Here is a 26,608-nt window from a genome sequence, read left to right on the forward strand (position 1 = left end):
GCGATGATAGCCCGGCCCTGGGCGCGGAATGGTATCCATCCCGTTGGGGGAGCGATGACCAGCGGGGCAACGGAAACTTCATGAGCCCGGAGAAAGTGCGGCAGGCGTTGGCCCTTGTCGAACGACATGAGATCATTCGGCTCGGTCATGATTACGACGCCAAGATCCCGCTCGCGCCTGGCCGGATATTTGGCCTCAGGATGCCGGGGGGACCCACGGGTGGACCGCATGGTGGCCGGAGCCGGACGATATGGAATGACGAATTTCTGGCTACCGAAATCGGCCAGATCGGCACGCATATGGATGCGCTCGGTCACCTCGGGCGGCAGATTGGCGACAGGGCAGATCACGGCAACATGCGGTTCTACAACGGAAACCCGCTGTCAGAAATCTGGTCACCCTACGGCCTCAAGCGCCTCGGGATCGAAAACGCGCCGATTTTCTTCACACCGGGCTTTCTGCTCGATGTCGAGGGGCTCAAGGGCCGGATTATGAATCCCGGCGAGGAAATCACAGTGACCGATCTCGAGGCTTGCCTCGAACGACAGGGGATCGACGCTGCAGCCTTCAGGCCGGGTGATGCCATTCTGATCCGTACGGGCCATGGATCGCGCTTTCTGACGGAGCCAGCGACCTTCTATGATGGCGCGCCGGGTTTGGGTTTGCCAGCCGCCGAGTGGCTAGGACAGAAGGAGCCCTGCGTGGTTGGCGCGGACAATTTTGCGGTTGATGTTGTTCCGCCTGTCGATCCGGAGGTGTTTCATCCGGTCCACCAGCATCTCATCATGAAAAACGGCATATATCTTCACGAGGGAATGAAGCTTGATTCGCTCGCTGAGAAGGGCTGCTGGCGTTTTGCGTACGTGTTTGCCCCGCTCCCCATTGTTGGAGCTACAGGCTCGCCGGGCTCTCCATTTGCGCTTTTCTAAACTTCGATTGATCCCTTGAAGGGACTGTCGAAAACCGCCCTGAGCCAGTCTGCCCTGGAATGGCAGAAAGCTGAAGGCGGTCAGAGTTCGATCCGGTCACTCTGCCGCTCGACCAGCGTGAGCGGCCAGAGTTCGCCAGCAGCGTTGGCCCCACCGGCCAACCGGGCGAGCAGAATTTCCGCGAGGCGCCGACCGAGGGCTGCGGTGTCAAGGCTGAAGCAGGTCAGCGCGGGCACGAGAAATTCCGTCATCGGCGTGTCATGGACCCCACCGATGATGGCCACATCCTCTCCGCACCGCAGGCCCAGTTCGGCGAGGCGGCGATACAGTCCCACGGCCATGCCGCTGTCGATGGCGAGGATAGCGGTCGGGCGCGGGCTCAGGTCAAGCAGCCGACCCGCGATGGCATAGCCGCCGCCGGGCGTAACGTCTCCTTCCGCCACCAGGGTTTTGTCGAAGGGTACACCGGCGGCTTTCAGGGCTCGACGATATCCGGCGAGGAAGAAGCGTTTCTGCATCAGGTTGCCCGATGGCAAGCCGATTGCGACGCGGCGGTGGCCGGCGGCGACAAAGCGCGCGGTGGCGATCTCTGCCGCGGCCTCAAAGTCGAGGTCAATCCAGGGGTGGGCACCACCCGACAAGCTGCGGCCAAGGGCGAGAAAGGGAAGCCCGACCTCGGCCAGATAGTCGAGGCGTGGGTCCTTGGTCCGCGTCCAAGGCAGAATCAGAGCATCGACCTGGCGGCGCTGAATGATGCGCCGCAGGCGGGCGAGCGGGTCCGGCGTCGCAGTTGGCTGATCGGGCATAACAACGAGATCGTAGCCGCCGCCGCTCAAGACTTGTTGGGTGCCCCCGAACAGGGACAGGAAGAAGGGCTCACCGTAAGCCTCGCGCCCCTCGGGAATTTCCCAAAGCAGGCCGACATTGTGGGTCGCACCTTTGCGAAGGCTGCGGCCGGATTGTTGGGGCACATAGCCGATGTCGCGCGCCGCTTCGATAACCCGCTTGCGGGTCTCGGGATTGACGTCCGGCCGGTCGTTGAGCGCACGGGAGACGGTGCCGATGGAGATGCCGAGCCGCGCCGCGAGGTCGCGAATCCCCGATGCCGCCGTTCCGGGCGACGGGAGAGGAAGGATCGAATCACGTTCTTTCATGCCGGGCACTAGATGACCTTAGCTTTGTCTTGACTTGATCACTATCTCGATCATAACGTCGTAAACGTTTACGGACCAGCCTCCGCCTGACGGCAGAAGAGGTGGCGAAACGGAGGGGGCGGAACAGAATGACTCTGCGGGCGGTTCTGGCCGGGTGCGGCGCCATGAGCGCCGGATGGATCGACGCGGCAAAACAGCTTCCCGACCTATCTATCGACGGTTTCGTAGATCTCGATCCGGCTCGGGCCGAAGCCGCGGCGGCACGCTGGGGCAGACCCGCCCGGATCGGTGCGGATGCAGCCGTAATGATCGACGCGCTGCGACCGGATATCCTCTTCGACGTGGCCGTGCCGGCCGCGCGCCACGCGCTCGTTTCCCACGCCCTTGCCAGCGGCTGCCACGTGCTAACCGAAAAGCCGATGGCCGAGACGATGGCGCAGGCGGCCGATCTGCTGCACCGGTCGCAGGCGGCGGGACGCATTCATGCCGTGGTGCAGAACCGGCGCTATATCGCCCCCATCCGGCGGATTCGCAGGCTTCTGGCATCCGGTGTTTTGGGGCCGGTAACCAGCCTGCATTGTGACTTCTTCCTTGCGCCCCATTTCGGGGGCTTCCGGGAGGTCATGCGCCACGTGCTGCTACTTGATATGGCAATTCACACGTTCGATGCCGCGCGGTGCATGTCCGGTCTGGATGCCGAATCCGCCTATTGCCGGGAGTGGAACCCGCCCGGCTCCTGGTTCGAACACGATTCATCGGCTGCTGCCGTATTCGAGCTCACGGGCGGCGCGATTTTTACCTATCGCGGTTCCTGGGTCGCGGAGGGTCTTGGCACGAGCTGGGAAAGTGCTTGGCGTATCCAAGGTGAGCGCGGAAGCCTGGTGTGGGACGGGCATGACGATATTCGCGCCGAGACCGTGGGGCCGCCCCGCCCGCATCTTTTCGACACGGCACAGCCGGTCGAGATACCGCCGCTCGCGCCGGAAGACGGTATCGGCGGGCATCTCGGCGTGATCCGTGATTTCGTGGCGGCCGTCCGTGGCGGATCGCCGCCCGAAACCCGGGGCGAGGACAACATCAAGAGTTTCGCCATGGTCATGGCCGCGATCAGCAGCGCGGAATGCGGCGCGCGCGTGGCGCTCGACAACTGAAGGGGAGGAGACCGGTCATGGATCTGCGCATCGGGACGATGGTCAAATGCAACGCGCCCAATGTCGGCGCTTATGTTCGCCAAATCCTGCCGCATGGTTTCGAGAGCATCGAGCCCTTCTTCTGGCAGAGCCTGGGTGGCGCGGATCTGACACGTCTGGCCGCCGAGTTGCGTGAGGCGATCGGCGACCGCGACGTGACCATGTCGACGCTCGGCATGTTCGGCAATCCGCTGGAGGACGGGGCGCTCGACCGCGAGACGCTGACAGGCTGGAAAGCCCTGATCGACCACGCCCACCTCTTCGGCGCGACGACGATCGCGGGTTTCACCGGCCGCATCCGCGGTCGCCCGATCGAAGAGAGCCTGCCCCGATACCGGGAGGTTTGGGGGGAGCTCGCGCGCCGCGCGGCGGATCGTGGTCTGCGCATCGCCTTCGAAAATTGCGCCATGGACGGGAACTGGGCTGCCGGGGATTGGAACATCGCCCATAATCCGGATGCCTGGGCGTTGATGTTCAACGAATTGCCGCAGGAAAATATCGGGCTTGAATGGGAGCCCTGCCACCAGATGGTCTATCTGATCGATCCTCTGCCGCAGATCCGCAAATGGGCCGCGCGCATCTTCCACGTTCACGGCAAAGATGCCACGATCCGTTGGGAGGTCATCCGCGAGCATGGAATCTTCGGGAAGCATCCCTTCGTCTATATGCGCACGCCAGGTTTTGGCGATTCCAACTGGACCGATATCATCACTGAACTTCGCCTCGCAGGCTATCGTGGCTCGATTGACATCGAAGGCTGGCATGACCCGGTTTACCGCGATGCCTTGGAGATGACGGGGCAGGTCGCTGCCCTTCGCCATCTCCAGCTTTCCCGTGGTGGCATGCTCGTCCCCAACCCTACCTGAATCCTGCCTGACCTAAGCGCCCGCAAGAGGCGCCCGGGTTCATCCGCAACCCAAAAAGGAGGAAGCTCATGCCTCGTCTCAAACATCTCTGCGCCGGCCTCGCCTGTGCCGCCGCCATTGGCTTGGCCGCCGCCCCTCGCGCGGACGCCAAGCCTATCACGCTCAATGTCTGGACGATCGATCTGCAGAACCAGTATATGTTCCCGCTGGCGCAGCAGTTCGAGAAGCTGCATCCGGATATCACGGTGCATGTCAAGCATGTCCAATTCCAGGACATGAACAACGATCTTGCCCGCGCCGCGATTACCGGCAACGTTCCAGACGTCAGCTACATCGACAATCCTTATGTCGATCTCTTCCGCTCGAGGGGCATGCTGCTGAACTTGGCGCCGATGATTGCCAGTTCCAAGGTGATCGATCTCTCGAAATTCTATCCGGGGCCGCTTGCCGCCGTGAAATACGGCGACGCGATCTATGGCATTCCGCGTGGCGCCAATACGCTGGCACTCTACTACAACGCGGATATGTTTAAGGCCGCCGGTCTCGATCCGAATAAGCCACCGCAGACCTGGGCGGAGCTCTATCTCGATGCCAAGAAACTCACGGACCCGGCCAAGCACGTCTATGGCATCGCCTTCTCGGCGGTGGCGTCGGAGGAGGGGACCTTCCAGTTTCTGCCCTGGATACAAATGGCGGGCGGCGACTACAACCGGCTGGACACGCCGGATGACGTGAAGGCGCTGCAGTTCTGGCAGACGCTGATCGACGAGAAGCTCGCCTCCCCGGACACGCTGGTGCGCAGCCAATACGATTCGACCGCGACCTTCAATGCCGGTGAGGCGGCCATGGCGATTTCGGGCCCGTGGGAACTGCCGCGCATGGCGACGGACGCCAAGTTCGATTATCGTGTAGCGCTTCTTCCCACCATGACGGCGGGGAGCCCGCGCGTATCGGCACTCGGCGAAGGCGACAACGTGATCTTCGCAAAGTCGAAACATCCCAAGGAAGCGTTCGAACTGCTCGAATTCCTCGTCACCCAGATGCCACATGTCTGGAATGACTCGGGCTTTCTTCCTGTGGAGAAGGTGACGGTCGATCACCCAAAGTGGCCTGCGGACTATGCGATCTTCCTGCAGGCGCTGCAGACGGCGCGTGTGCGCGGTCCAAGCCCGCATTGGGCCGACATCTCCCAGGCGATTCAGACCGCGATCCAATCGGCGCTCACGCATCAGGCTTCGGCGGCGCAGGCCCTGGCAACCGCACAGAAGGCGGTGGACGCAGCAGCGAGCCAGTAGAGGGCAGGGCGGAGGCGAGGCCATGAGCCGGATGATCGCGCGATTCAGGGACGGCAGAAGTTTCGACGTCACGCTGGTCACGCTGGCGCTCGCTTATCTCTTTGTCTTCGCGGCTCTGCCGATGCTCTACACCATCCTGATGTCGGTGCAGAAGATCGACATGTTTACCCTCGGCACGCTGGCCCGTCCCTTCGTCGGGCTACGCAACTATATCCATGTGCTCTCAATGCCGGTCGCTTGGCGCGTGGCGGAGAACACGGCGATCTTCGTTATTCTCTCGGTGGTCTTTCAACTCGTGATCGGCCTGGCGCTCGCCATCTACTTCCGGCAGGACTTTCCGGGGGCAGCGACGCTCAGAGGGCTGTTTCTAGCAGGCTGGGTGATGCCGGCCCTTGTCGTCGGTGCCATCTGGCGCTGGCTGCTGGCGGGGGATTTCGGGGTCGTCAATTATCTGCTGGGTGCCCTCGGTCTCATCAAGGGACATATCTTCTGGATCGCCGATCCGCATGTCGCGCTCTATTCTCTCGTCATTGCCAATGTCTGGCTCGGTATTCCCTTCAACATGCTGCTGCTCGCGGTCGGGCTCGCCGCCATCCCGGGCGATGTGTATGAGGCGGCGGCTCTCGACGGCGCGGGGCCAATCCAGCGCTTCCTTTGCGTGACCCTGCCAATGATGCGGGCCACACTCGGCGCCGTGCTCTCGCTCAGCATCATTTTCACCCTGCAGCAATACGATCTGGTGGCGGCGCTAACCCAGGGTGGACCATCCAACGCCTCCAACGTCGCGCAATACTGGTCCTGGCAGCTGTCTTTCGAGACCTATGACATCGCGGGCGGCAGCGTGGTGGCCGTCTTCATGATCCTGGTCGTGATCCTGGTGGCCCTTCTCTACGTGCGCTCCACCCGGCTCGAGCAGTCGGCATGAGTGTCATGAAGCGTCGCCTTCTGCTCGGCTTCGGCCTGGTGATAACGGGCATCTATCTCTTTCCGCTCTACTGGATGTATGTGAGCGCGCTGAAGTCGAGCCGGGATCTCTTTACCTATCCACCCCGCTTCCTGCCGCATCATCTCGTCTGGAATGTCGGCCGCGTCTTTGTGCAGCACGAGATGGCGACCTATCTCACCAATTCCTTGCTCATCGCAGCCGGGGTGACGATCATCTGCGTCGTGCTCGGCACCGGATGCGCGCGCGTACTGGCGCGTTACCGGAATCGTCGGGTGGACGTTGCGCTCTTTGCTGTTCTCATGATGCAGGTGCTGCCGTCCTCGCTCATGGTCACGCCACTTTTCGTGGGCTTCAGCGAAGTGGGGCTGCTGCAGTCGCCGCGCCTGGCCGTGATCCTGGCCCAGGTCGCCAAGGTCATGCCCTTCTACATCGTGTTGACACGGGCAAGCCTTGGCCAGATTCCGCAAGAGTTGGAGCATGCCGCGATGGTGGATGGTGCATCCCGCATCGGCGCCTTCTTTCGCATCGTCCTCCCGCTTGCCCGCAACGGCATCCTGGTCACCGGGATCCTCGTCTTCCTGCAAAGCTTCGGCGAATATGTCTATGCGCGCTCGATGATCTCCGAGGATGATCTGCAGACGGCAACCGTCGGGCTTTCCGCCTTTCTCGGTCCCAATACCAGCGACTGGAACGGCATGATGACCTATTCGGCAATCTATGTGACGCCGATCCTGCTTCTGTTCGTGCTGCTCCAGCGGCGTATCGTCAGCGGGCTCACTGCTGGCGCACTGAAGTAAACAGCCCTTCGTCAGTCACGCGCCGCCCAAAGCATGCCCCGGCGGAGAATTTCCCGCATCTCCGGCACCTCGAACTCCCGCGCCACGTGGCCGAGGGAGGAATAAAAGACCCGACCCTCGCCGTGGCGCCGCTTCCACACAACAGGCATGACGACGCCATCGATCCAGCTGGCGTGGTCGCCGTTGAAACGGGTCGTCGCCAGCACCTCGTTGGAGGGATCGACGTGCATGTAATACTGCTCGGAGCGGTAGGGAAATTGTCCCGGCAAACCTTGCATAACGGGATCCTCGGGCTTCGTGATTTGGACTGTATAGTCGATGACATTGCCGGGATGGGCGACCCATTGGCCGCCTACCATGAACTGGTATTCAACCGCCTCACGGAAGGCATCGCCCATGCCGCCGTGATAGCCCGCGAGCCCGACCCCGCCTTCGACCGCGCGCGACAGATTGTCGAGTTCCTCCTTCTCGATCTTCGACATGGTGAAGATCGGCACGATTAGGTTGAGTTCCGCGATGGAAGGATCGGCGAAGGCTTCCGTCGTGTTCTCGAGATAGGTTTTGAAGCCAGCCTCCTGCAGCATGCCGGCGATGATATGGGCGCCCTGTTCCGGCTCGTGCCCGGCCCAGCCACCCCAGACGATCAAGGCTTCTGGCATCGTCTCTCTCCCTCTCTGTTTCAAAGCCCATGCCGCGGCATGGGGGCCGGGCGTTCCGGGCGGCTTGCGATGGTGACGAAGCTACCGCTCGCCGATGAGCGTTCGAAAGCCTCCATGACTTCGAGCACGTGATAAGCAAGCGCCCCGCTCGCCCGGTGCGGGCGGCTTTCGCGGATGGCGTGGGCCATGTCTGCAACGCCGAGACTACGATAGTTGGCGTCGGCGTAGGCATGCCCTGTCTCGACGGTCGTCCAATCTCCGCCGGTCTTTGCCAGTGCAATCTCGCCACCGAAAAAATTGGGGTCGGGCACGATCATGGCGCCCTCTGTGCCGTAGAGTTCCAGCGGTTCATGGCGGTGTTTCGGCACGTCGAAACTCATGGCGATGGAGATCACGGCGCCGGACAGGAAATGCAGTGTGCCGGCGACATGCGTCGGCACGTCCACTGGAATGGCTGTGCCGGCCAATGGCGCGCTGGTGATGGTGCGCGTGGCGCGCGGCATGGTGGCGATGCCGGCGACCCGCGCCACGGGACCAAGAAGATTGACGAGGTCGGTGATGTAATAGGGTCCCATGTCGAGCATGGGGCCGCCGCCCTCGGCATAGTAAAAGGCCGGGGCAGGGTGCCAGCGCTCGTGCCCGGGACACATGAAGAAGGCCGTGCCTGCGACGGCCGTGCCGATGGCGCCCGCGTCCAGCAGGGCGCGGCAGGTTTGGTGCGCGCCGCCCAGGAAGGTATCGGGCGCGCAGCCGACGCGCAGCCCTGCGGCCTCTCCGGCCGCGAGGAGCCGGCCCGCTTCCTTGGTGGTGATGCCGAGCGGCTTTTCGGAATGGACGTGCTTGCCGGCGGCGAGGGCACGCAGGCCGACCTCCACATGCACCTTCGGGATGGTTAGGTTGACGACGATATCGACCGCGGGATCCGCGAGCAGTTGATCCACCGTCATTGCGCGGAGGCCGAACTCGGTGGCGCGCGCCTCCGCCGCCTCCATGCGAAGATCGGCGAGGCCGCGGATGTCGAGGATGGGGAAGGATGGCGCCGCCTTCAGATAGGCGGCGCTGATCGTGCCACAGCCAATGATGCCGATACCGAGTTGCTCGGTCATTTTTTTTGCTCCCTAGGTCTCAGCCTGGACGTGCGGGCCCCGTGGTGTTCCATGGCGCGCCATAAAGATCACGCAAAGTGAGTGCGGCCGCACCTCGTGCCCAGGAATCCTCGCTCCAGCGATGGACCGCGATGTCCGGCACAGGTGCGTAATCGGGCGGCAACAACGCGGCGAGACGGGCGCGCAGCGCATCGAGAAGCACTTCGCCTTGGCCGAAGGCCTCCCCCGCGAGCACGACCATGCGTGGCGCGAAGAGGGTGACAAGATTGGCGATGGCGAAGCCGAGCGCTTCGCCCGCGCGCTGCAGGATGGCGAGGATGCGGGCGTCGCCTTCCCGCGCCGCCGCCATGATCGCCGCCATGCCGCGTCCGGCACGAAAGGCGGCGCGATGCGGCGCATCCTGCAGGATGGTCTCGGCATCAGCGAGAATTGCGGCCTCGGAAGCGATGGCGCGCAGCCGTTGCGGCGCTCCTGCCCCCTTGGCGGATTCGATGAGCAGTCCGTCGAGGTCGGGGCCGAGCCCCTGTGCGCCGCGAAACAGATCTCCCCGATACATGATGCCGAGGCCGAGTGTATGTTCCAGACTGACGACGAGGAAATCCTCAATCCCGCGTGCTTCTCCGAACCAGCTTTCCGCCATGGTCACAAGGTTGACGGCACTCTCGATGACGGTCGTGATTCCAAGTCGCTCCTGCAGCCGCGCAGCGAAGGGGATGTTGGTCTCGCCGAAGATCGGGCTCGACTGACAAATTCCTGTCTCGCGTTCGATCCGCCCGGGGAGTCCGACACAGAGGCCGGCGATCTGCTCAATCGGCAGCCCGGCATCGGCGATGCAACGCTGCACGCCATCCTCCACCAGGTCGGCGATAACAGAAACAGGCTGCCGGCTGATACGAATGGGTAGGGTAAGGCTCGCCAAGGTCTCGGCGCAGAAATCGGTGGTGGCGACGGTGATGTGATCGGGCGCGAGTTTCGCGCCGACGACATAGGCGGCCTTGGGGTTCAATTCCAGCAGAACGCGTGGGCGGCCGCGCGCCATGTCCGCGCTCGGGTTGCGGAGGTCGCCGAGTGCGCGCGGCATGACGAGTCCGTCATCCAGGAGAGCCGCGGTGATTGCTGAGACGGTGGTGGGGCTGAGCTGAGTGAGGTCGGATATTTCGACGCGCGCGATGGGACCGGCGCGACGGATGGCATCCATCACATGGAATCGATTGATGGCGCGCATCAATTCTGGATCGGCGGTTTTCATCGTGACCCGTATTAAGTCGCGCCATTACCCTACCTGTCAACGGCGCGCGCGTAACAAATTTCCTTCATTAGGCGCAGCCCCGCTTGACACTCCGTCACTCACCTGGGCAGGATTAATACGCGTCACAAAATAAGAGCGCCGACGGCGCCATATTGCCAGGGAAACGTCATGCTCAAGGCCATGATCGGAACCGTGTCGCTTGCCGCCATGCTGCTCGCGACCACTGCGGTGGTGCAGGCCCATACCGTCATCAAGATCGTGCACGAGGAGACGAACCCGACCGAGGTGGCACTTTGGAAGCGTATCGCGGCCGATTACGAGAAACTCCACCCCGACGTGACGGTCACATACCAGTATCTGGAGAATGAGGCTTACAAGGCCAAGTTGCCGACGATGCTGCAAAGCAGCGACCGGCCCGACATCATCTGGAGTTGGGGCGGCGGTGTCATGCGCGCGCAGATCGATGCGGGTTATCTTCGCCCGCTCGGCGCCGCCGCACAGGCCGTCGTGCCGAATATGATCCCTGCGGACGCTGCCGCCTACAAGGTGGACGGCAAATACTATGGTCTGCCCATCCTGCACAGCGAGGTCTGTTTCTTCTACAACAAGGAACTTTTCGCCAAGGCAGGCGTGGACGCGAATCAGATCAAGACATGGTCCGAGTTCCTTGCTGCCGTGAAAAAGATCAAGGCTGCCGGCATCACACCCATCACCGTCGGCGCTGGCGAGAAATGGCCCATGCATTTCTACTGGGCCTATCTCGCCATGCGCGAAGGTGGGGCCCGGGTGATCGATGAGGCGCGGGCCGGCAAAGATGGCGGCTTCGTGGCTCCGGCCTTTGTCGAGGCCGGGCAGCGCCTGCAGGAACTGGCGGCGCTGCACCCCTTCCAGCCGGGCTATGTCGGGACTCTCGCGCTCCAGGCCGCGGGGCAGTTTGGGGATGGCCGCGCCGCCATGCAGCTCATGGGAAATTGGCTGCTCAACACCCAGGCTGGCAATGCCGCGAACGGCAAAGGCCTGCCCGATTCCAATATCGGCATCTTCGGCTTTCCGGTCGTCGCCGGGGCGCCCGGCAAGGCAACTGATGAGCTTGGCGGTGTCAATGGCTGGCTTGTGACGAAAACTGCGCCGGCCGCAGCGGACGACTTCCTGGCCTTCTTCTTCCAGCCGAAATACCAGCAGCAAGCCGCCGTGGAGGGCGATTATATCCCCGCGCTTGCCGGCACCAGCGCCTTTATCAAAGACCCCATCATCCGACAGATCGCAATCTCGCTCGAACATGCGACAGCACTGCAGATCTTCTTCGATCAGGCACTTGGCCCCTCCGTCGGGCGGGTCGTCAACGACGTCTCGGTCGCGGTCGCGGCGGGCCAGATGGGGCCCAAGGCAGGAGTCGAGGCCGTGCAGCAGGCTTGGGAAGACGAGCAGTGAGCGGCGGCTGAGGGGAGGGGGATATGGGCCTTGTGCAGCAGGCGGCTCGCCGCGATCATGGTGCGCTGGTCACCGCTCTCGTCTTCGTGCCGCCCGCCATCCTTCTGTTTACAATCTTCGTCATTCTCCCGCTCGGCCAGGCGGCGTGGTTCAGTCTCTTCAAATGGAACGGGCTTGGCTGGCCGCACGATTTCATCGGATTGCGCAACTATCTTCGACTCTGGCAGAGCGGCAGCTTCCGTACCGCCTTTGGCAACAACCTGCTCATCATCCTGTTCTCGATTGTGGTTCAACTACCGCTCGGCCTCGGTATGGCGCTGCTGCTCGCCCGCCGCGCTTGGGGCGCTGTGGCTTTCCGGCTGATCTTCTTCCTGCCGTATGTGCTGGCGGATGTTGCCGCTGGCCTGATCTTCCGCTTCGTGTTTGACGGCAATTACGGCCCGGTCTCCTCCCTCATACAGGCCATGGGCGGGTCTCCGCTCTTCATGCTGGCGAGCCCGAGCCTGGCCTTCACCGCCATCATTATCGTCGTCGTCTGGAAGTATTTCGGCTTTCACATGATGCTCTACATCGCCGGGCTGCAGGGGATCGACCGGCAGCTCTATGAGGCGGCAGAGATCGACGGGGCGAACGCATTGCAGCGCTTCCGCTCGATTACCCTGCCGCAACTGGCGCCCATGCTGAAACTCTCAGTCTTCTTCTCGGTCATTGGTGCATTGCAACTCTTCGACATGGTGATTCCCCTGACCGGCGGAGGACCGTTCGAGAAGACCAATACCATGGTCACCTTCATGTACAGCTTCGGCATCACCCGCATGCGCGTGGGCTACGGATCGGCGGTCGGCGTTGTTCTGTTCCTCGTCTGCGTGATCTTCGCTCTGTTCTATAGACGGATCCTGATGCGTGATGAGTGATCTTTCCCTGAACGGGCGCGGGGCCAGCGTGGTCAAGTGGGCAAAGCGCAGTGAGGCAGGGGCGCAGCGCTCTCGGGGCACCCAGGCGCGGGCCTTCGCGGTCTGGCGGCTCGCCATTCTCATCATTGTCGCAGGCATTGTTCTGCTCCCGCTGGCCGCGACCTTCCTCGGCGGGTTCAAGGACCTGGGCGAGCTCCGCACCAATCCGCTCGGCCTGCCGCATGTCTGGCTGTGGCGCAACTATTGGAATATCCTGGCGAGCCTTCGCTACTGGCGGGTGCTTGGCAATTCCCTGCTTTTCGCGAGCCTGACAGTCGTCCTCACCCTGGCGCTCGGCGCGACCGCTGCTTTCGCCTTCGCCCATCTGAAATTCTTCGGACGACGCTTCCTCTTCAACTATCTCATTCTTGGCCTCATGTTTCCCGCTGCCGCCGCCATCCTGCCGCTCTTCATCCGCGTGCGGCAGCTCGGCCTGGTCGACACTCCTTGGGGTGTCATCTTGCCGCAGGTGGCCTTCGGTCTCGCCATGGGCGTTTTGTTGATGCGCAACGCCTTCCGGCAATTGCCGGGCGAACTCCTGGATGCGGCAATGGTGGATGGCTGCGGCTACATGCGCTACTTCGTGCATGTGACCCTGCCGCTGTCCAGGCCGATCCTCTCAACCGTCGGCATCATCGCTTTCGTCGGCAGCTGGAATAACTATCTTGTGCCATTGATCATGCTCAACAGCACCAGCCTCTATCCCTGGCCGCTGGGGCTTATGGACTATCAAGGCGAATATTCGACGGCTTGGCAGCTCGTCCTAGCCTTCATCACATTGACCATCCTCCCTGCCATCCTGATGTTCGTCCTCGCGCAACGCTACATCGTGGAGGGTCTCACCGCTGGGGCCGTAAAAGGATAATTGTGATGTGGTTCGGGTGGCGGCTTCAGGGAGCGGAAACTATTCGGTTAACGGGCCAGGGCATCAGGTCTTGCGCTCGCCGCGGTAGAGCGAATCCATGCGCTCCCTTTGGTGTCCATGCCGTGACCCTCTGCCGAACGCGATCCTGTAGCGGGCAGTATGATCCGGCCAGCGCCGACAGGTAAGGCTCGTCTCGAAGAGTGGTGACCGGCGCCGGAGGCGCTCGGCTCCGATGGCCTATGAGTCTGGTCGGCGGATCAGACCCCCGGGGGCGGCGATCGCCGGGCGGCACTCAATCTGGCCCAGCCTGATCTTCGATCGTCCGGAGCGCATCCCGGCCAGCCCGACTCTCCATCTTGAGGGGATTGACGGGCCGATGGACCTTCACCTCACCGGCCGGCAGCGCGTCGATTTCGGCCGCATGTCGATTGTCGATCTTGTCGAGCGATCTGGGCCGGCGCGGAGGCCCCAGTCTATGCGCCGACGGGAGAGCAGATGGCCGAACGCCGCATACGCGTTGCTTGCGTAATGGCTGGCTGGTTGATGAACTGCGGACGGTGATCGAACCGGGGAATGGCCAAGTTTTTGAGCGTAGGCCGGGGGCAGAACGCCGTCTAAGCGCTTCGCGACAATTTCAGAGCCGCTGCCGTTTGGCCGGCTGATTTCCCGCCTGGGCTGTGCTAATGGCTAGACCATGATACCCACTGTAGCGTCCCAAACTGTCGCCGAAGCCGAACTTGCCAGCCTTATCGTGTCGACGCTGAATCTGGAAGTAGCCGCTGATACCATCGACCCTGAAGCCCCGCTCTATGGCGATGGGCTCGGCCTCGATTCCATCGACATGCTGGAGGTTTCCCTCGTGGTGGCCCAGCGCTACGGCGTCAAATTGCGCGCCGATGACGAGAACAATACGGCGATCTTCCAGTCGCTGCGCGCCCTCTCAGACTATATCCAGGCGAGCAGAGCGCGCTGAATGCTCAGGGTGACCAAGGCGCGCTCGCCACTGGCCGCCGTGGCGATCATCATCATGACATCCGTGTTGTTCCATGTCGTGATCGTGGAAACCCGCAGGCTACCGCTGAACTTCTCCATCGGCGGTCTGTTCAAGCTCAGCTTCATCGGCTTTTCGGCCCTGACGCATTGGGGCCTCTACGTAAGCCTGCTTGCGGCCTTCGCGTTGACCCTGCGGCGTGGCCATACCCCGCTCATTACCGCCATGGCCTATCGGCTACACGGCACCTTGTCGGATGAGATGATCCGCTATACGCGCTGGGTGACGGTGGCCTGGGCTCTGTTCTTCACGGCCCAACTCCTAACGTCGATCTCGCTCTTCTGCTTCGCGCCTCTGACCGCCTGGTCAGTCTTCGTCAATCTGCTCGACATTCCGCTGGTCGTGACCATGTTTGCGGCGGAATACGCCGTCCGCCTCCGCGTGCTGCGCCATCCGCCCCGGCATTCGTTCAGGATGATGTTCGACATGGTCAGCGATTGCATGCACCGGCCGCCCGCAGGCTCAACCCCGCCCTCCGGGCTGCCGCGACCGTGAGGGAGGCCGCCGAGCCTGCGCCGCGGCAGCTGGCCGTTTTAAGCCACGCCCCGAACGCAATCGTGGCGCTACGTGGCGAAACCCGCGTCTCCGCGGCGCAATTCCGTCGCGATGTGGCGGCGCTTGCGGCCCTCCTGCCGTCCAAACCCTTTCTCGTCAATCTTTGCCAGGACCGTTACCGCTTCATGGTCGGCTTCGCCGCGGCGCTGATGCGCGGGCAGGTCACACTCATGCCCTCGGCCAATACGCCCGGCATACTGAAGGACCTCGCGGAAGACTATGCGGATCTCTACGCGCTGACCGATACGGCCCCACCAGATCTGCCCCATCTTCTTTTTCTCGAGACTTTACCAGAAGCTGAGGCGGCAGATCTCCTTGTGCCAGGCGATCAACCGGCGGTCGTCCTTTTCACCTCGGGCTCGACCGGCCGACCGAAGCCGGTCGCCAAGACTTGGGCGACCCTGGTCGCGAGTGCCCGCGTCGCAGGCGAGCGCCTGAACGCCACTGATTTCCAGGCCGGCTGTGTCATCGGCACTGTGCCCCATCAGCACAGCTACGGACTGGAATCGATCATCCTGCTCGCCTGGCAGTATGGGCTTGCGGTCTTGGCAGCCTGCCCGCTCTTTCCCGCCGATGTTCGCGCGGCTTTGGAAGCGGCGCCGGAGCCGCGCTTACTCGTCACCACGCCTGTGCACCTCCGCGCGCTGATGGCTGATCCGGGCGGCATGCCCGGCGCAGGCCTGATCCTGTCGGCGACCGCGCCGCTGCCGATCGATCTCGCCCAGAGGGCTGAGGCGTGCTTCGGGGCGCCGCTGATGGAGATCTACGGCTGCACCGAAGCCGGACAGATCGCCACCCGGCGCAGCACACAGGAAAGCGACTGGCATTGCTTCGAGAACGTCGTCCTGCATGAGGACGCGACCGGCTGGTGGGCGAGCGGTGCGGCGGTGGAAGGCATCGCACCAGTGCAGGACGTTATTGAGCCTGTGGCACCGGGACGGTTCAGGCTTGGCAGCCGTTCAGCCGATCTCGTCAATATCGCCGGCAAGCGCTCGTCCATCAGCTACCTTACCCATCAGTTGCTGAGCATCCCTGGCGTGGAAGATGGCACCTTCCTGATGGAGGAAGGTGCTGGCCAAGCCGTGCCACGGCTGAAAGCCCTGGTCGTCGCGCCAAGCCTTTCGACCGATCGGATCATGCAGGCGCTACGCGTGACGCTGGAGCCAGCCTTCCTGCCGCGGCCGTTGATCCGGGTCGCGACCCTGCCCCGGAATCATCTCGGCAAACTGCTGCGGGCGGACGTGCTGGCGCTTGCGGCCGCGGAGGCCGCGGAATGACGGATTGGATGCGGCGCGCGCTACACGTGCCGGCCAGCCATCCGACGGCCAGCGGGCATTTTCCTGGACGCGCCATCGTGCCGGGTGCGCTTCTGCTGGATGAGGTGGCGGTGGCGTTGGCGGGATCTGGCGCGCTGACCTTCCGGGCCGTCAAATTCCTCGCCCCAGTGCAGCATGGCGAGCCGCTCGAACTTCTCTGGCAGAACCAGGCCGCCGGGCTTCGCCGGTTTGAAATTCGCCGTATGGAAGGACAGACGCTCGTCGTGAGCGGCACTTTGGAGGCCATGGCATGAGCAGCCGCTCTGGCGTCCAAGAATGGGCGACGCAGCCGGAACGCGGCTCGCAAACCACCATCCGTCTCGCGGCTTGGATCGCGCTGCGGCTCGGGCGACGTCTCGCGCAAGTCTTCCTCTATCCTGTCTGTCTCTATTTCCTCGCGTCATCTCCGGTCGCGATGCGCAGCTCGCGCGCTTATCTGCAGCATGTCTTCGGCAGAAAGCCCCGTATCGGGGAAATCTACCGGCATTTCCTGACCTTCGCCTCCTGTGTGCTCGATCGTGTCTATCTTCTGAACGAGCAGGAAAAGTGGTTCGATATCACGGTCAAGGGCGAGGAGATCGTCCGCCAGATCGACGCGGACGGCGGCGGCTGCCTGTTGTTCGGCGCGCATTTTGGTAGTTTTGAGACGGCCCGCGTGGTCGGGCGTCGTTACCGGGACCTGCCGGTCAGCCTGCTGATGTACGAAGCCAACGCCCGCAAGATCCGCATGGCGCTGGCTGCGATCAATCCGCGCCTAGAAACCGAGGTCATAGGTCTTGGCCGACTCGATTCCCTCATTCTTGTTGCGGAACGGTTGCGGGACGGGCATTTCGTCGGCGTGCTGGCGGACCGCAATGTCGATGGCCGCGATATGCAGCGTATTTCTTTCCTCGGTGCGCCAGCGGCCTTCCCGCAGGGGCCGTTCCGGGTTGCGATGATGCTGCATCGGCCGGTGGTGATGATGGCCGGCGTCTATAAGGGGCGTGGGCGTTACGAAGTGCGCTTCGAACTCCTGGCCCCGGCCAGCGAGGCACGCCCCGCGGATCCGCAAGCCTGGCTGGACGAAATTATGCGCCGCTATGTCTCCCGGCTGGAGGCGCTGTGCCGCGAAGCACCATACAACTGGTTCAACTTCTACGATTTCTGGGCCTGAGATGCAGTCTGTGCGGTGCCTCCTGGCCCTCGGTCTGTTCCTGGCCGCTGCCCCGCGCGCCCATGCGCAAGTTACCTGGGGGCTCGCGCCGCTCATGCAGTCGCTGGCCGAGGTGAAGGCTGCCTCGGCGACCTTCACCGAAACGAAAACCATGGCTCTATTGAAGACCCCGCTGCAGAGCTCGGGCACGCTGCATTATGTGGCGCCGGATTACGTCCGGAAGACCGTGCTCGCGCCGACCCTCCAGGATTTCGTCTTGCAGAAGGACGCGGTGACATTGACGGCCAGCGGGAAGACCCAGCATTTTGACCTCAGCCAGGCGCCGCCGCTTGCCGGATTGGTCGAGGGCGTGCGCGCCACGCTTGCCGGCGATCTGCCGAGCTTGCAGCATTTCTACACGATTGCGCTGAGCGGCGATGCCGAGACCTGGCAGCTTCTGCTGCGCCCGCGCGACGCCTCCGTCAGCCGATTCCTGAGCTGGCTAAGCATTCGCGGCAGCGGCAATCGCGTGACCGAGATCGATACCGGGGGCGCTAGAGGCGACCTAAGCCGCATGAGCGTCGACGAAACCATCGATCATGGTCCGTAGCTGGCTTCCCGTCTGGCTTTGCCTGCTGCTGGCCCTTCTCTGCGCCGGCATCGCCGCCCGCAGTCATTACCGCACGGATATGGGGGATTTCCTGCCCCATGCGCATAGCCTGGCGCAACAGGCGCTGGATGCGCAGGTCAGCAGTGGCGGTGCCTCGCGCATCCTGATGCTGTCGATCGAGGGTGCGCCACCGGCAGCCCTGGCCCAGCTCAGTCTTGGTCTCGGCGCCCGGCTGCGCCGGAACCCGGCCTTCGTCGCCGTTCTAAATGGCGATGATGCCGCGATGGCCGGGGTGCAGGCCTTCGTCTGGGGGCACCGCTACCTGCTCAGCGCCGATAGTACGCCCGCGCTCTTTACCGTCGCGGGCTTGCGCGCCGCTTTGCAGAACGACCTCACCCTTCTGGCGTCCGATTTCGGCGCGGCCGCGGCGCAGAGCCTGCCGGCCGATCCGACCGGCGCGGCGCTGAGCCTGGCGCAGCAACTCGATGCCGCCGCGGGCCACGGCCCGGAGACGCAGGATGGCGCCTGGTTCTCACCCGATGGACGGTCAGCACTACTGCTTCTGCGCACAGCCGCGCCGGGTTTCGATATCGACGCCCAGGCCAAAGTGCTGGCCCTCATTCGCCAGGATTTCGCATCTCTCCGTGCCGCCGTGCCGGGTGCGCAGCAGGCCCGGTTGCGGGAGAGCGGACCCGGCGTCTTCGCAGTCGACACACGCGACGTCACCAAGCGCGACGTCTCGCGCCTCTCCATTCTGGCGACGGCGGGGGCCGTGCTGTTCCTCCTTATCGCCTATCGCTCGCCGCGTGTGCTGTTGCTTGGCCTGTTGCCGGTAGCCTGCGGCGCACTCGCCGCAACCGCTGCCGTTTCACTCGCCTTCGGCTTCGTCCATGCAATCACGCTCGGCTTTGGCGTCACGCTGATTGGCGAGGCAATGGATTATTCGATCTACCTGCTGACTCAGACCCTGAAGGGTGACCGGGCAGACCGTACGCTCGCGCGCATCTGGCCAACGCTGCGCCTCGGCGCGCTGACCTCCATCGCCGGTTTTTGCACCATGCTGCTGTCAGACTTTACCGGCTTCGCGCAGCTCGGGCTCTTTTCGGTCGCCGGGCTGCTGGGCGCGGCCGGGGTCACCCGGTTCGTATTGCCGGTTCTGGTGCCAGACGGGTTCTTCGCCTCCGGTGCTGCCGGCATTGGCGCGCCACTGCGCCTGCTTCTTCGCTGGCAGCAGCCGGCAAGGAGCGTACTCGTCGTGCTGCTCGCCGCCGCGGTCATCGCTCTCGCGGCGCATCGCGGCCCGATTTGGGACGACAATCTTCTCAACCTCAGTCCGCTTTCACCAGCGACCCAGGCGCTCGACCAACGGCTGCGGCATGATCTGGGCGTTCCTGACACGCGCTACTTCATCGCCTATCGGGCGCCGAGCATGGATCAGGCGCTGGAGACGAGTGAGCAGATGCAGACAGTCCTGGCGCCGCTTGTCACGGAGAAGATCATCGGTGGCTATGATCTGCCCAGCCTCGTCCTGCCGAGCGATCGGACGCAGCGGGCCCGGCTGGATGCCTTGCCCGATGACGCAACTTTGCATGCGGCCTTCATGCAGGCGATCTCGGGACTGCCTTTCCGGCCAGACAGTTTCGTGCCCTTCTTCAAAGATGTGGCGCGCGCCCGGGCGGGTGGCCTGTTGACTGAGGCGAGCCTGCCGGCGCTGCTCTCGCTCCGTCTGCAATCCATGCTGATGCCCTCGGGTCACGGCTGGACCGTGCTGGCGCCGCTGCAGAACGTGGCGGACGCCGCCCGGCTGGACGCATCGCTCAAGGCTGCGTTGCCGGCGGGAGCCGTTCTTGTCGATCTCGACCGGCAATCCACCGATCTGCTGCATACCTTTCAACGTGAGGCCGTGACGCTCGCTGTCGCCGGCAGTCTTGCCATTCTCGTTCTGCTGTTCGTCGGCCTGCATTCTCCGCGCCGGGTCCTGGCAGTGGCTGGTCCCGTGGGGGCTGCGGTCATCCTGACCGCCGCCATTTTGACGCTCGGCGGCAAGCTCTCCATCTTCATGGTCGCCGGGTTCCTGCTGATCGTGGCACTCGGCTCCAACTACTGCCTGTTCTTCGCCCGGGGCGACCAGGCGCCCGAGGAACGCGCCCGCGCTCTGGCTTCGATCATGCTGGCCAATCTTTGCACCGTCGCGGCCTACGGGCTGCTGTCGCTCTCTCATATCCCGGTGCTGCACGATATCGGGCTGACGGTCGCCATCGGCACCTTCCTCTGCCTCGTCTGCGGGGCAGCTTTCAGCGCGCCGGCGGCTGATCGGCGCGGGTGATGACCCCTGTGGAAAAGCTCGGCGCTGCGCGGCGTTATCCCTCGGCGTTGCCGGTCGAGGATCGCATCCTGCTCGTCATGCTGCCGGGTGCGGGCATCGCGGCCGATGATTTCGCGGATCATGGCTTCATCGCCGCAGTGCAGGGCAGGGTGCCGACGCTTGATATCGTCGCCCTGCGGCCGGATATCGAGCTTTACCTCGACGGCAACATCGCGCCGGTGCTGCATGAGGGGATCATCGTCCCAGCGGTCGCATCCGGCATCCGGCGCATCTGGCTGCTCGGCCTATCGCTCGGCGGAATGGGTGCACTCCTTTATAGCAGTGCGTATCCGGACCTGGTCGAAGGGCTAGTGCTGCTGGCGCCATTCCTTGGCACCCATGGCACGATGGCCGAACTTACCCGGGCCGGCCGTTTCGTGGATTGGTCGGCGAAAGGCTCTGCCGCGACCGCACCGGAACGCCAATTGCTGACTTGGATACAGGGCCATCTCCGAGCGGGACGGACGACCCCCAAACTCTTTCTCGGCCACGCAACCCGGGATCGCTTCGCCGCCGGACACCGGCTGCTAGCCGCCGCGCTACCGGCGTCCCAAGTCGTGGAGGTGGATGGCGTGCATAACTGGGCGGCCTGGACCCAAGCCTGGCAGGATATTCTTGCCCTCAATCCATTTGCTTGAGGCGCCCCGTCGCAGGGCTGCGGCCGCTGGACGGCTCAATCGGCCGTATTATAGAGACAGGGGATGAACAGGATCGCGGCGGCTCCACCGGCCTACGAAGATATCGTGCCCTATTACGCCGAACTCTGCGCGCTCTCAGAGCTGCGCAAGAAGCCCGGCTTCGGCGTTCCGCTCAACAGCGGCATGGGTGGCCATCTGCTGCTTTATCTCAACGGCGTGCGGGTCGACCGCAGCAGCGGCTATCCGGTAATTGAGGTGGTCCCACCAGGCGCCGACAGCGGCCGTCACGGCGTGGCCATCAGCGCGAATTCCCATTACCGCAATGCCAACTGGGTGGCGATCGAGGATCGCGATTTCATCTTCCGCGGCGCGCTCGCCCCCGGTGAGGCGCTGACGCGCGAGGTCTATGAGCGGACGCAGGCCAGCGCGCGGGAGCGCGGGCTGTTGGACGGCATCGTGTTTCACGAGCATTTTTTTCGCGACAAGCCGCCTGGAATGTCGGTCGAAGATTTCAAATACGAAATATCGGTTGCGACCGATTATGGATCAACCTTCGGGCGCAACTGCTACCGCGCGCGCGTGCCGCTGGATACGCCGCGCATGGAGCGGCTGGTCGCATTTCTCAATGAGCTGAACGAGCCTTACCGAACGGGGAAACGCATCTATCACTGGCGCATCTTCAACGACAATTGCGTCCATATGGCACATAATGCGCTGGCAGCCGCGGGCTTTTGGGCGCCTTGGCCAACCGGCCAGTTACCCGTCCTTGCGGCCTTCCGCTTTCCAGTGCCGAAGAATGCGCTGGTTGATCTGGCATTGCGCGCGAACGATCAGCCGATCGAGAACGCGGAGGCCCTTTTCGCGAATGCCGAGGCGCGGCGCACACTCGTCGAGACCGGGGGGCTGCCGACTGGCCCTGCCGCGCTGACATCGGCGGTGTCGGCCGTCGCCGCGAATGACATCTATGATGTGCGGAGGTTGCGGCTGATTTTCTACGACAATCCTTTCTGGGGCCGGTATCGCGGCTGGTTCAAGCGCATCCTGTCAGAGCCGCGCTATACGGACCTGAAGGCGAATCTGCGCCATTTCGCCCAGCGCTATCAGCTGGCCGCCCGCGATATGCCAGGCCCGGCCGGTTGGGCGCGGGGCGAGCGCGCGCAGTTTCGCGACGCCTACGCACAGTACATCGCCGACGAAGCTGCGAAAGTCGCTGAGTGGCAGGCCAGTCTCGACGCCGGACGGCTTGACGGGCGCGCGCTGCTGGCCCGGAGTGTCGCATGAACCCACCACTTGTCCTCTCCAGCCTCTGTGTCGCGAGCGCGCTCGGCGCCGGCCAGGCCGAGACCTGGGACGCCATCCGCGCCGGCCGCAGCGCGCTCAGCCCCTGCACCTTCGACAGCCTGCCCATCGCGGCCTTCGCCGGTGCCGTGCCGGCTTTGGACGATGCCGCTTTGGCAGGCAAATGGGCCGCCTTCGATTGCCGCAACAACCGGCTCGCTGAACTTGCTTTGCAGCAGGATGGGTTCGAGGAAGCGGTCGCTCAGGCGCGGGCGCGCTATGGCGCGTCGCGCATCGGTCTTTTCACCGGCACCAGCACCTCGGGCATTCTGCAGACGGAACAGGCCTATCGCGCGATCGAAGCGATCGGCGTCTTGCCTGCAGACTTCGACTATGATCGCACCCACAATACCTATGCGCTCGGGCGCTATGTGCGGGCGCGCCTCGGTCTCGCCGGGCCGAGCTTCACCATCTCCACTGCCTGCGCCGCCACGGCCAAGGTTTTTGCCGCCGCCGCCCGCATGATCGCAGCTGGCCTTTGTGATGCCGCCGTCGTCGGCGGGGCTGACAGTTTCTGCGCTACGACGCTCTTTGGCTTTCACGCCCTGGGCGTGCTGGCGGAAGGGCCATGCCGTCCCTTCGACGCCGGGCGCCGTGGCATTTCCGTCGGTGAAGCAGCCGGCTTTGCCTTGCTGGAGCGCGCAGGGCCGGAGCCGGGGCGCGATGGGCTGATGCTACTCGGCGTCGGAGAGAGCTCGGACGCCTATCACATGTCCTCCCCCGATCCCGAAGGCAGCGGCGCCTATGCCGCCATGCGCGCGGCGCTGGATCAGTCCGGGCTCGATCCCGCAGAGATCGACTACATCAATCTCCACGGTACCGCGACGCTGGTGGGCGATGCGGCCGAGGACAAGGCAGTCTCGTCGCTGTTCGGTACGTCTGTGCCGCGCAGTTCGAGCAAGGGTTTCATGGGCCATACCCTGGGTGCCGCCGGGATCGTCGGTGCAACGGTCGCGAGCCTTGCCATCCGGCACGGTTTTCTGCCCGGCAGCCCGCATACACGGCAGCTGGACCGGGCCTTTGCGGAAGGCCATGTGCTGGCAGGGCGCAGCGCCAGGGTCGACCGAGTGATGTGCAATGCCTTCGGCTTCGGCGGTGTCAATTGCAGTTTCGTTCTCGGACGCGCGGGTACGCCCGCATGATCCGGCTTTACGTCGAGGGGATCGGGCTGCGTGGCCCCGGGCTGGACGGTTGGGAGGCGAGTCTGCCGATCTTCGCGGGCGAGGCCGCTTACGAACAGCGACCGATCGAATTTCCGGCGGTCGGATTGCTGCCCCCCAATGAACGCCGCCGTGCCCCCCAGATGGTGAAGCTCGCGCTTGCCGCCGGCGCGGAAGCTTTCGCGACGTCCGGGCGGTCGCCGGCGGAAACTCCCGCCATCTTCGCCTCATCCGGCGGTGATGGGGAAACCATCCATGCGATTCTGCATACGCTGGCCGGAACCGAACGGGAACTGTCGCCGACCCGCTTTCACAACTCCGTCCATAACGTCGCCGCTGGCTATTGGAGTATCGCGACAGGCGCCCGCACGCCCGCGACCAGCCTTTGCGCCCATGACGGCAGTTTTGCCGCCGGCCTGATCGAGGCCGGAGCGCAGGTCTCGGCCGGTGCCGCGGCCGTCGTCCTCATCGCCTATGACCTGCCCTATCCGGGGCCGCTCGCGGCGGTTCGGCAAATTGCCGAGCCTTTCGGGGTCGCATACGTGTTGGCGGCTGAACCCTCCCGGCAGACGGTCGGGAAGATCGATATCGAACTCAGTCCTGCCGGGGGCGTGCCGAGCCCTGCCAGACCGGCCGCGCTGGAGCCATTGCGGCAATCCGTCCCGGCTGCCCGCTGCCTGCCTGTACTGGCAGCTCTTGCCGCCGGCGAGGCCAGCGAGGTGATGCTCGACTACTTGGATGACCTGGCGCTGACAGTGCATGTCATCCCAGGGGGCCGCATATGACCGTGATGCGGCGGAACACCATCCTTGGTCTCATTCCACATGGCGGCGCGATGTGCCTGCTCGATGATGTGCTGAAATGGGACGGGACAGGCATCATCTGCCGCTCCGCCCGTTATGCTGCGGCGGACAACCCGATGCGGCGTGTTGACGGCAGTCTCGGAAGCGTATGCGGTATCGAGATTGCGTCACAGGCCATGGCACTGCATGGCCGTCTGTCTGCGCCGGCCGAGGGCCAGCCGCATCCGGGTTTTCTGGTCAGCCTTCGCGATGTGCGGCTGCGGGCATCGCGCTTTGCGCCGGATGCGGGGCCGCTGACGATCGTCGCCCAGCGGCTTCTCGGCGACACGCGCGGGGCGAGCTACAGTTTCACGGTCACGGCCCGGGAGGACGAATGGCTGAGCGGCCGGGCGACGGTTCTGTTCGAGGCCCCGCTGTGAAGCGCGCCCTCGTCACCGGGGCGAGCGGCAGCATCGGCGCCGCCATCGCCGCGACCCTCGCGGCCGCCGGGCATCACGTGTATCTTCATGCCAATGGGCATTTGCCGCGGGCCGAGATCCTCGCCGCCGAGATCATGGCTCTTGGCGGGAGCGCGGAGGCCCTGCGCTTCGACATCACCAAGCCGGACGAAACGGCGGCGGCGCTCGCGGCAATCCTGGCCGCTGGGCCTATTCAGATTCTCGTCAACAATGCCGGCATTCATGATGACGCGGTGATGCCGGGCATGAGGCCCGATCAATGGTCCCGCGTTATCGACGTCTCGCTCAACGGCTTCTTCAACGTCACCCAACCGCTGCTCCTGCCGATGATCCGCACGCGCTGGGGGCGCATCGTGAATATCTCCTCCGTCTCGGCCATCATGGGTAATCGCGGCCAGGCGAATTATGCGGCCGCCAAGGCGGGCCTGCACGGCGCGGCACGTGCGCTGTCGCTGGAACTCGCGAGCCGCGGCATCACTGTCAACACCGTGGCGCCGGGCATCATTGCGTCGCCCGCGACAGAGACGCTGTTTCCGAAGGAGGCGATTGCCCGCATGGTGCCGATGCAGCGCGCGGGACAGCCGGAGGAGGTCGCGGATCTGGTGGCCTTCCTCGCCTCCAAGCGCGCCGCCTATATCTCCGGCCAGGTCATCTCCATCAATGGCGGGATGGCCTGAAGCAACGGGCTACTCGGGCGACGGCCAGCCGTGCATACATGCGAGCGAGCAGAAAATTGTCCCGCCCATAGCGGAAATGCGAGATTCCGCCTTCATCAGCGCGAAAATAGCGTACCGATACCGGCTGGTTGAAGGCGGGTACGCCGCACCAGGACAGGCGCACCACCGCCTCCGCATCGAAATCATAGCGCCGCATATGCGGGCTTGCCTCCATGATCGCGCGGAGCGGGGCCAGCGGGTAGACGCGAAAACCGAACAGCGCATCGCCGATTTTGGCACCCGTCAGCCACCGCACGATGACATTGGAAATCCGCCGCCCCAGCACCCGCGCACGGGGGGCAGCGGCGTCGAACAGCGGGACACCGAGGATCATCGCCTCCGGGTAAGCGGCGGAGAGCGCCATGAATTGCGGAATCGCCTCCGCCGGATGCTGGCCGTCCGCATCCATGACGAGCGCATGGGTGAAACCCTGGGTTGCGGCGGCGCGCAGCCCGTCGAGCACGGCCGCCCCCTTGCCGCCATTTGCTGAACGTCGGATCAGATGGAGATCGGGGTGTGGCGTCACATGACCCGCCGAGCCGTCGGTGCTACCGTCGATGACAAGAAAGACCGGCTGCCACTGGCCGATTGCGCCCCGAACGGTCTCTGCCAATTTGGTACCGGTATTGTAGCTCGGGATCAGAACAAGCCGGGTGCCCGCCTCATCCATGGCAAGGCTCAGCTTTCCAGCGCCCCGCGCTTGCCGCCATAGATCCGACGCGGGTCGCGGGTCAGCCGGAAGCGGAGGTGGGAGAGTTTGGTGACGTAGTAGATCACGCGGAACAGATAGAGCCGTACTTGCACCGGCCAACCGTCGAAGATCGCGCCGGCCAGAATGGAGAGGACAGCCTCCTCCACGCGGAACATGTTGCGCGGTGACATGAAGAGGTTGCGCATCGCGGGTTCGCGAATTCGGTAGATGAACCAAGTGAAGGAGCCGAGCGCGCGTTGCGTCTGCGCATCATAGCGGCGTAGCAGGCGGGCGGCCTTGCGTGGGCTGCGCAGGGCGCCGTCCACCGCGTCGGC

Annotated in this window: 27 protein-coding genes and 1 pseudogene; 22 read left to right on the plus strand and 6 right to left on the minus strand. The window is 64.0% G+C overall.

Features of this window, described 5'->3' with window-relative positions; translation table 11 throughout:
* The first annotated feature begins 80 nt into the window (after positions 1-80).
* On the plus strand, positions 81-929 hold the full coding sequence (locus VL752_RS01620) for a cyclase family protein (RefSeq protein WP_325351985.1): 849 nt from the start codon (positions 81-83) through the stop codon (positions 927-929).
* Positions 930-1,009: 80 nt separating this feature from the next.
* On the opposite strand, the gene VL752_RS01625 is transcribed toward VL752_RS01620, so the two are convergent.
* Entirely contained in the window at positions 1,010-2,083 is a 1,074-nt protein-coding gene (locus VL752_RS01625; RefSeq protein ID WP_325351986.1) for a LacI family DNA-binding transcriptional regulator, read from the minus strand.
* Positions 2,084-2,211: 128 nt separating this feature from the next.
* On the opposite strand from VL752_RS01625, the gene VL752_RS01630 reads away from it, so the two are divergent.
* From VL752_RS01630 to VL752_RS01650, 5 genes are all read left to right on the plus strand, one after another.
* Positions 2,212-3,234, plus strand: a complete 1,023-nt coding sequence (locus tag VL752_RS01630; RefSeq protein ID WP_325351987.1) for a Gfo/Idh/MocA family protein — start codon at positions 2,212-2,214, stop codon at positions 3,232-3,234.
* A 17-nt stretch (positions 3,235-3,251) separates the two neighbouring features.
* The gene (locus VL752_RS01635) at positions 3,252-4,139 is read left to right on the plus strand and encodes a sugar phosphate isomerase/epimerase family protein (RefSeq protein WP_325351988.1); all 888 of its coding nucleotides are present in this window, start codon (positions 3,252-3,254) and stop codon (positions 4,137-4,139) included.
* A 68-nt stretch (positions 4,140-4,207) separates the two neighbouring features.
* Positions 4,208-5,434, plus strand: a complete 1,227-nt coding sequence (locus VL752_RS01640) for an ABC transporter substrate-binding protein (protein WP_325351989.1) — start codon at positions 4,208-4,210, stop codon at positions 5,432-5,434.
* Positions 5,435-5,456: 22 nt separating this feature from the next.
* Positions 5,457-6,359, plus strand: coding sequence for a carbohydrate ABC transporter permease (locus VL752_RS01645; protein WP_325351990.1), 903 nt, complete (start codon positions 5,457-5,459; stop codon positions 6,357-6,359).
* A gap of 5 nt (positions 6,360-6,364) precedes the next feature.
* Complete coding sequence (locus VL752_RS01650; protein ID WP_325351991.1) at positions 6,365-7,177, plus strand: carbohydrate ABC transporter permease; 813 nt, start codon at positions 6,365-6,367, stop codon at positions 7,175-7,177.
* Between the two features lie 11 nt (positions 7,178-7,188).
* Here VL752_RS01650 and VL752_RS01655 read toward each other — a convergent pair whose 3' ends face one another.
* The 3 genes from VL752_RS01655 to VL752_RS01665 are packed head-to-tail and all read right to left on the minus strand — an operon-like array spanning position 7,189 to position 10,191.
* On the minus strand, positions 7,189-7,836 hold the full coding sequence (locus tag VL752_RS01655; protein ID WP_325351992.1) for a ThuA domain-containing protein: 648 nt from the start codon (positions 7,834-7,836) through the stop codon (positions 7,189-7,191).
* A gap of 20 nt (positions 7,837-7,856) precedes the next feature.
* Positions 7,857-8,942, minus strand: coding sequence for a Gfo/Idh/MocA family protein (locus VL752_RS01660; protein ID WP_325351993.1), 1,086 nt, complete (start codon positions 8,940-8,942; stop codon positions 7,857-7,859).
* Between the two features lie 19 nt (positions 8,943-8,961).
* On the minus strand, positions 8,962-10,191 hold the full coding sequence (locus tag VL752_RS01665; RefSeq protein WP_325351994.1) for an ROK family transcriptional regulator: 1,230 nt from the start codon (positions 10,189-10,191) through the stop codon (positions 8,962-8,964).
* 168 nt (positions 10,192-10,359) lie between these two features.
* Here VL752_RS01665 and VL752_RS01670 point away from each other — a divergent pair, with 168 nt between their 5' ends.
* The 16 genes from VL752_RS01670 to fabG all read left to right on the plus strand — a co-directional run bounded on the left by VL752_RS01670 (position 10,360) and on the right by fabG (position 25,543).
* Positions 10,360-11,622: an extracellular solute-binding protein gene (locus tag VL752_RS01670; RefSeq protein WP_325351995.1), complete on the plus strand. Its 1,263-nt coding sequence runs from the start codon at positions 10,360-10,362 to the stop codon at positions 11,620-11,622.
* Positions 11,623-11,645: 23 nt separating this feature from the next.
* Positions 11,646-12,536: a carbohydrate ABC transporter permease gene (locus VL752_RS01675; protein ID WP_325351996.1), complete on the plus strand. Its 891-nt coding sequence runs from the start codon at positions 11,646-11,648 to the stop codon at positions 12,534-12,536.
* The gene (locus VL752_RS01680) at positions 12,529-13,440 is read left to right on the plus strand and encodes a carbohydrate ABC transporter permease (RefSeq protein ID WP_325351997.1); all 912 of its coding nucleotides are present in this window, start codon (positions 12,529-12,531) and stop codon (positions 13,438-13,440) included. Before VL752_RS01675 ends, VL752_RS01680 begins: the two co-directional genes overlap by 8 nt.
* A 694-nt stretch (positions 13,441-14,134) precedes the next feature.
* Positions 14,135-14,413: a phosphopantetheine-binding protein gene (locus tag VL752_RS01685; protein WP_325351998.1), complete on the plus strand. Its 279-nt coding sequence runs from the start codon at positions 14,135-14,137 to the stop codon at positions 14,411-14,413.
* On the plus strand, positions 14,414-14,986 hold the full coding sequence (locus VL752_RS01690) for a hypothetical protein (RefSeq protein WP_325351999.1): 573 nt from the start codon (positions 14,414-14,416) through the stop codon (positions 14,984-14,986).
* Positions 14,987-15,048: 62 nt separating this feature from the next.
* On the plus strand, positions 15,049-16,323 hold the full coding sequence (locus VL752_RS01695; RefSeq protein ID WP_325352000.1) for an AMP-binding protein: 1,275 nt from the start codon (positions 15,049-15,051) through the stop codon (positions 16,321-16,323).
* A complete protein-coding gene (locus VL752_RS01700) occupies positions 16,320-16,616 on the plus strand; it encodes a hypothetical protein (protein ID WP_325352001.1) in 297 nt (98 codons plus the stop codon). Before VL752_RS01695 ends, VL752_RS01700 begins: the two co-directional genes overlap by 4 nt.
* Positions 16,613-17,515 (plus strand): hypothetical protein, encoded by a 903-nt coding sequence (locus VL752_RS01705; RefSeq protein ID WP_325352002.1) that lies wholly within the window; start codon positions 16,613-16,615, stop codon positions 17,513-17,515. The genes VL752_RS01700 and VL752_RS01705 overlap by 4 nt, the downstream gene beginning before the upstream one ends.
* Before the next feature lies 1 nt (position 17,516).
* Positions 17,517-18,104, plus strand: coding sequence for a LolA-related protein (locus VL752_RS01710; protein ID WP_325352003.1), 588 nt, complete (start codon positions 17,517-17,519; stop codon positions 18,102-18,104).
* The gene (locus VL752_RS01715) at positions 18,094-20,430 is read left to right on the plus strand and encodes an MMPL family transporter (RefSeq protein WP_325352004.1); all 2,337 of its coding nucleotides are present in this window, start codon (positions 18,094-18,096) and stop codon (positions 20,428-20,430) included. Before VL752_RS01710 ends, VL752_RS01715 begins: the two co-directional genes overlap by 11 nt.
* Complete coding sequence (locus VL752_RS01720; protein WP_325352005.1) at positions 20,430-21,107, plus strand: alpha/beta fold hydrolase; 678 nt, start codon at positions 20,430-20,432, stop codon at positions 21,105-21,107. The genes VL752_RS01715 and VL752_RS01720 overlap by 1 nt, the downstream gene beginning before the upstream one ends.
* Positions 21,108-21,170: 63 nt before the next feature.
* The gene (locus tag VL752_RS01725) at positions 21,171-22,388 is read left to right on the plus strand and encodes a hypothetical protein (RefSeq protein WP_325352006.1); all 1,218 of its coding nucleotides are present in this window, start codon (positions 21,171-21,173) and stop codon (positions 22,386-22,388) included.
* On the plus strand, positions 22,385-23,587 hold the full coding sequence (locus VL752_RS01730) for a beta-ketoacyl-ACP synthase (protein ID WP_325352007.1): 1,203 nt from the start codon (positions 22,385-22,387) through the stop codon (positions 23,585-23,587). The genes VL752_RS01725 and VL752_RS01730 overlap by 4 nt, the downstream gene beginning before the upstream one ends.
* The gene (locus VL752_RS01735) at positions 23,584-24,390 is read left to right on the plus strand and encodes a beta-ketoacyl synthase chain length factor (protein WP_325352008.1); all 807 of its coding nucleotides are present in this window, start codon (positions 23,584-23,586) and stop codon (positions 24,388-24,390) included. The genes VL752_RS01730 and VL752_RS01735 overlap by 4 nt, the downstream gene beginning before the upstream one ends.
* Complete coding sequence (locus tag VL752_RS01740; protein WP_325352009.1) at positions 24,387-24,827, plus strand: phosphotransferase; 441 nt, start codon at positions 24,387-24,389, stop codon at positions 24,825-24,827. Before VL752_RS01735 ends, VL752_RS01740 begins: the two co-directional genes overlap by 4 nt.
* The gene (gene fabG, locus VL752_RS01745; RefSeq protein WP_325352010.1) at positions 24,782-25,543 is read left to right on the plus strand and encodes a 3-oxoacyl-ACP reductase FabG; all 762 of its coding nucleotides are present in this window, start codon (positions 24,782-24,784) and stop codon (positions 25,541-25,543) included. Before VL752_RS01740 ends, fabG begins: the two co-directional genes overlap by 46 nt.
* On the opposite strand, the gene VL752_RS01750 is transcribed toward fabG, so the two are convergent.
* Together VL752_RS01750 and VL752_RS01755 are read right to left on the minus strand one after the other, a co-directional pair.
* Positions 25,524-26,252: a glycosyltransferase family 2 protein gene (locus VL752_RS01750; RefSeq protein WP_325352011.1), complete on the minus strand. Its 729-nt coding sequence runs from the start codon at positions 26,250-26,252 to the stop codon at positions 25,524-25,526. The two genes, fabG and VL752_RS01750, sit on opposite strands and share 20 nt — an antisense overlap.
* A gap of 8 nt (positions 26,253-26,260) precedes the next feature.
* Positions 26,261-26,608: pseudogene (locus tag VL752_RS01755) on the minus strand (hypothetical protein); the annotation flags it as partial.

This window comes from Acidisoma sp., from assembly GCF_035492295.1.
Classification (GTDB): domain Bacteria; phylum Pseudomonadota; class Alphaproteobacteria; order Acetobacterales; family Acetobacteraceae; genus Acidisoma.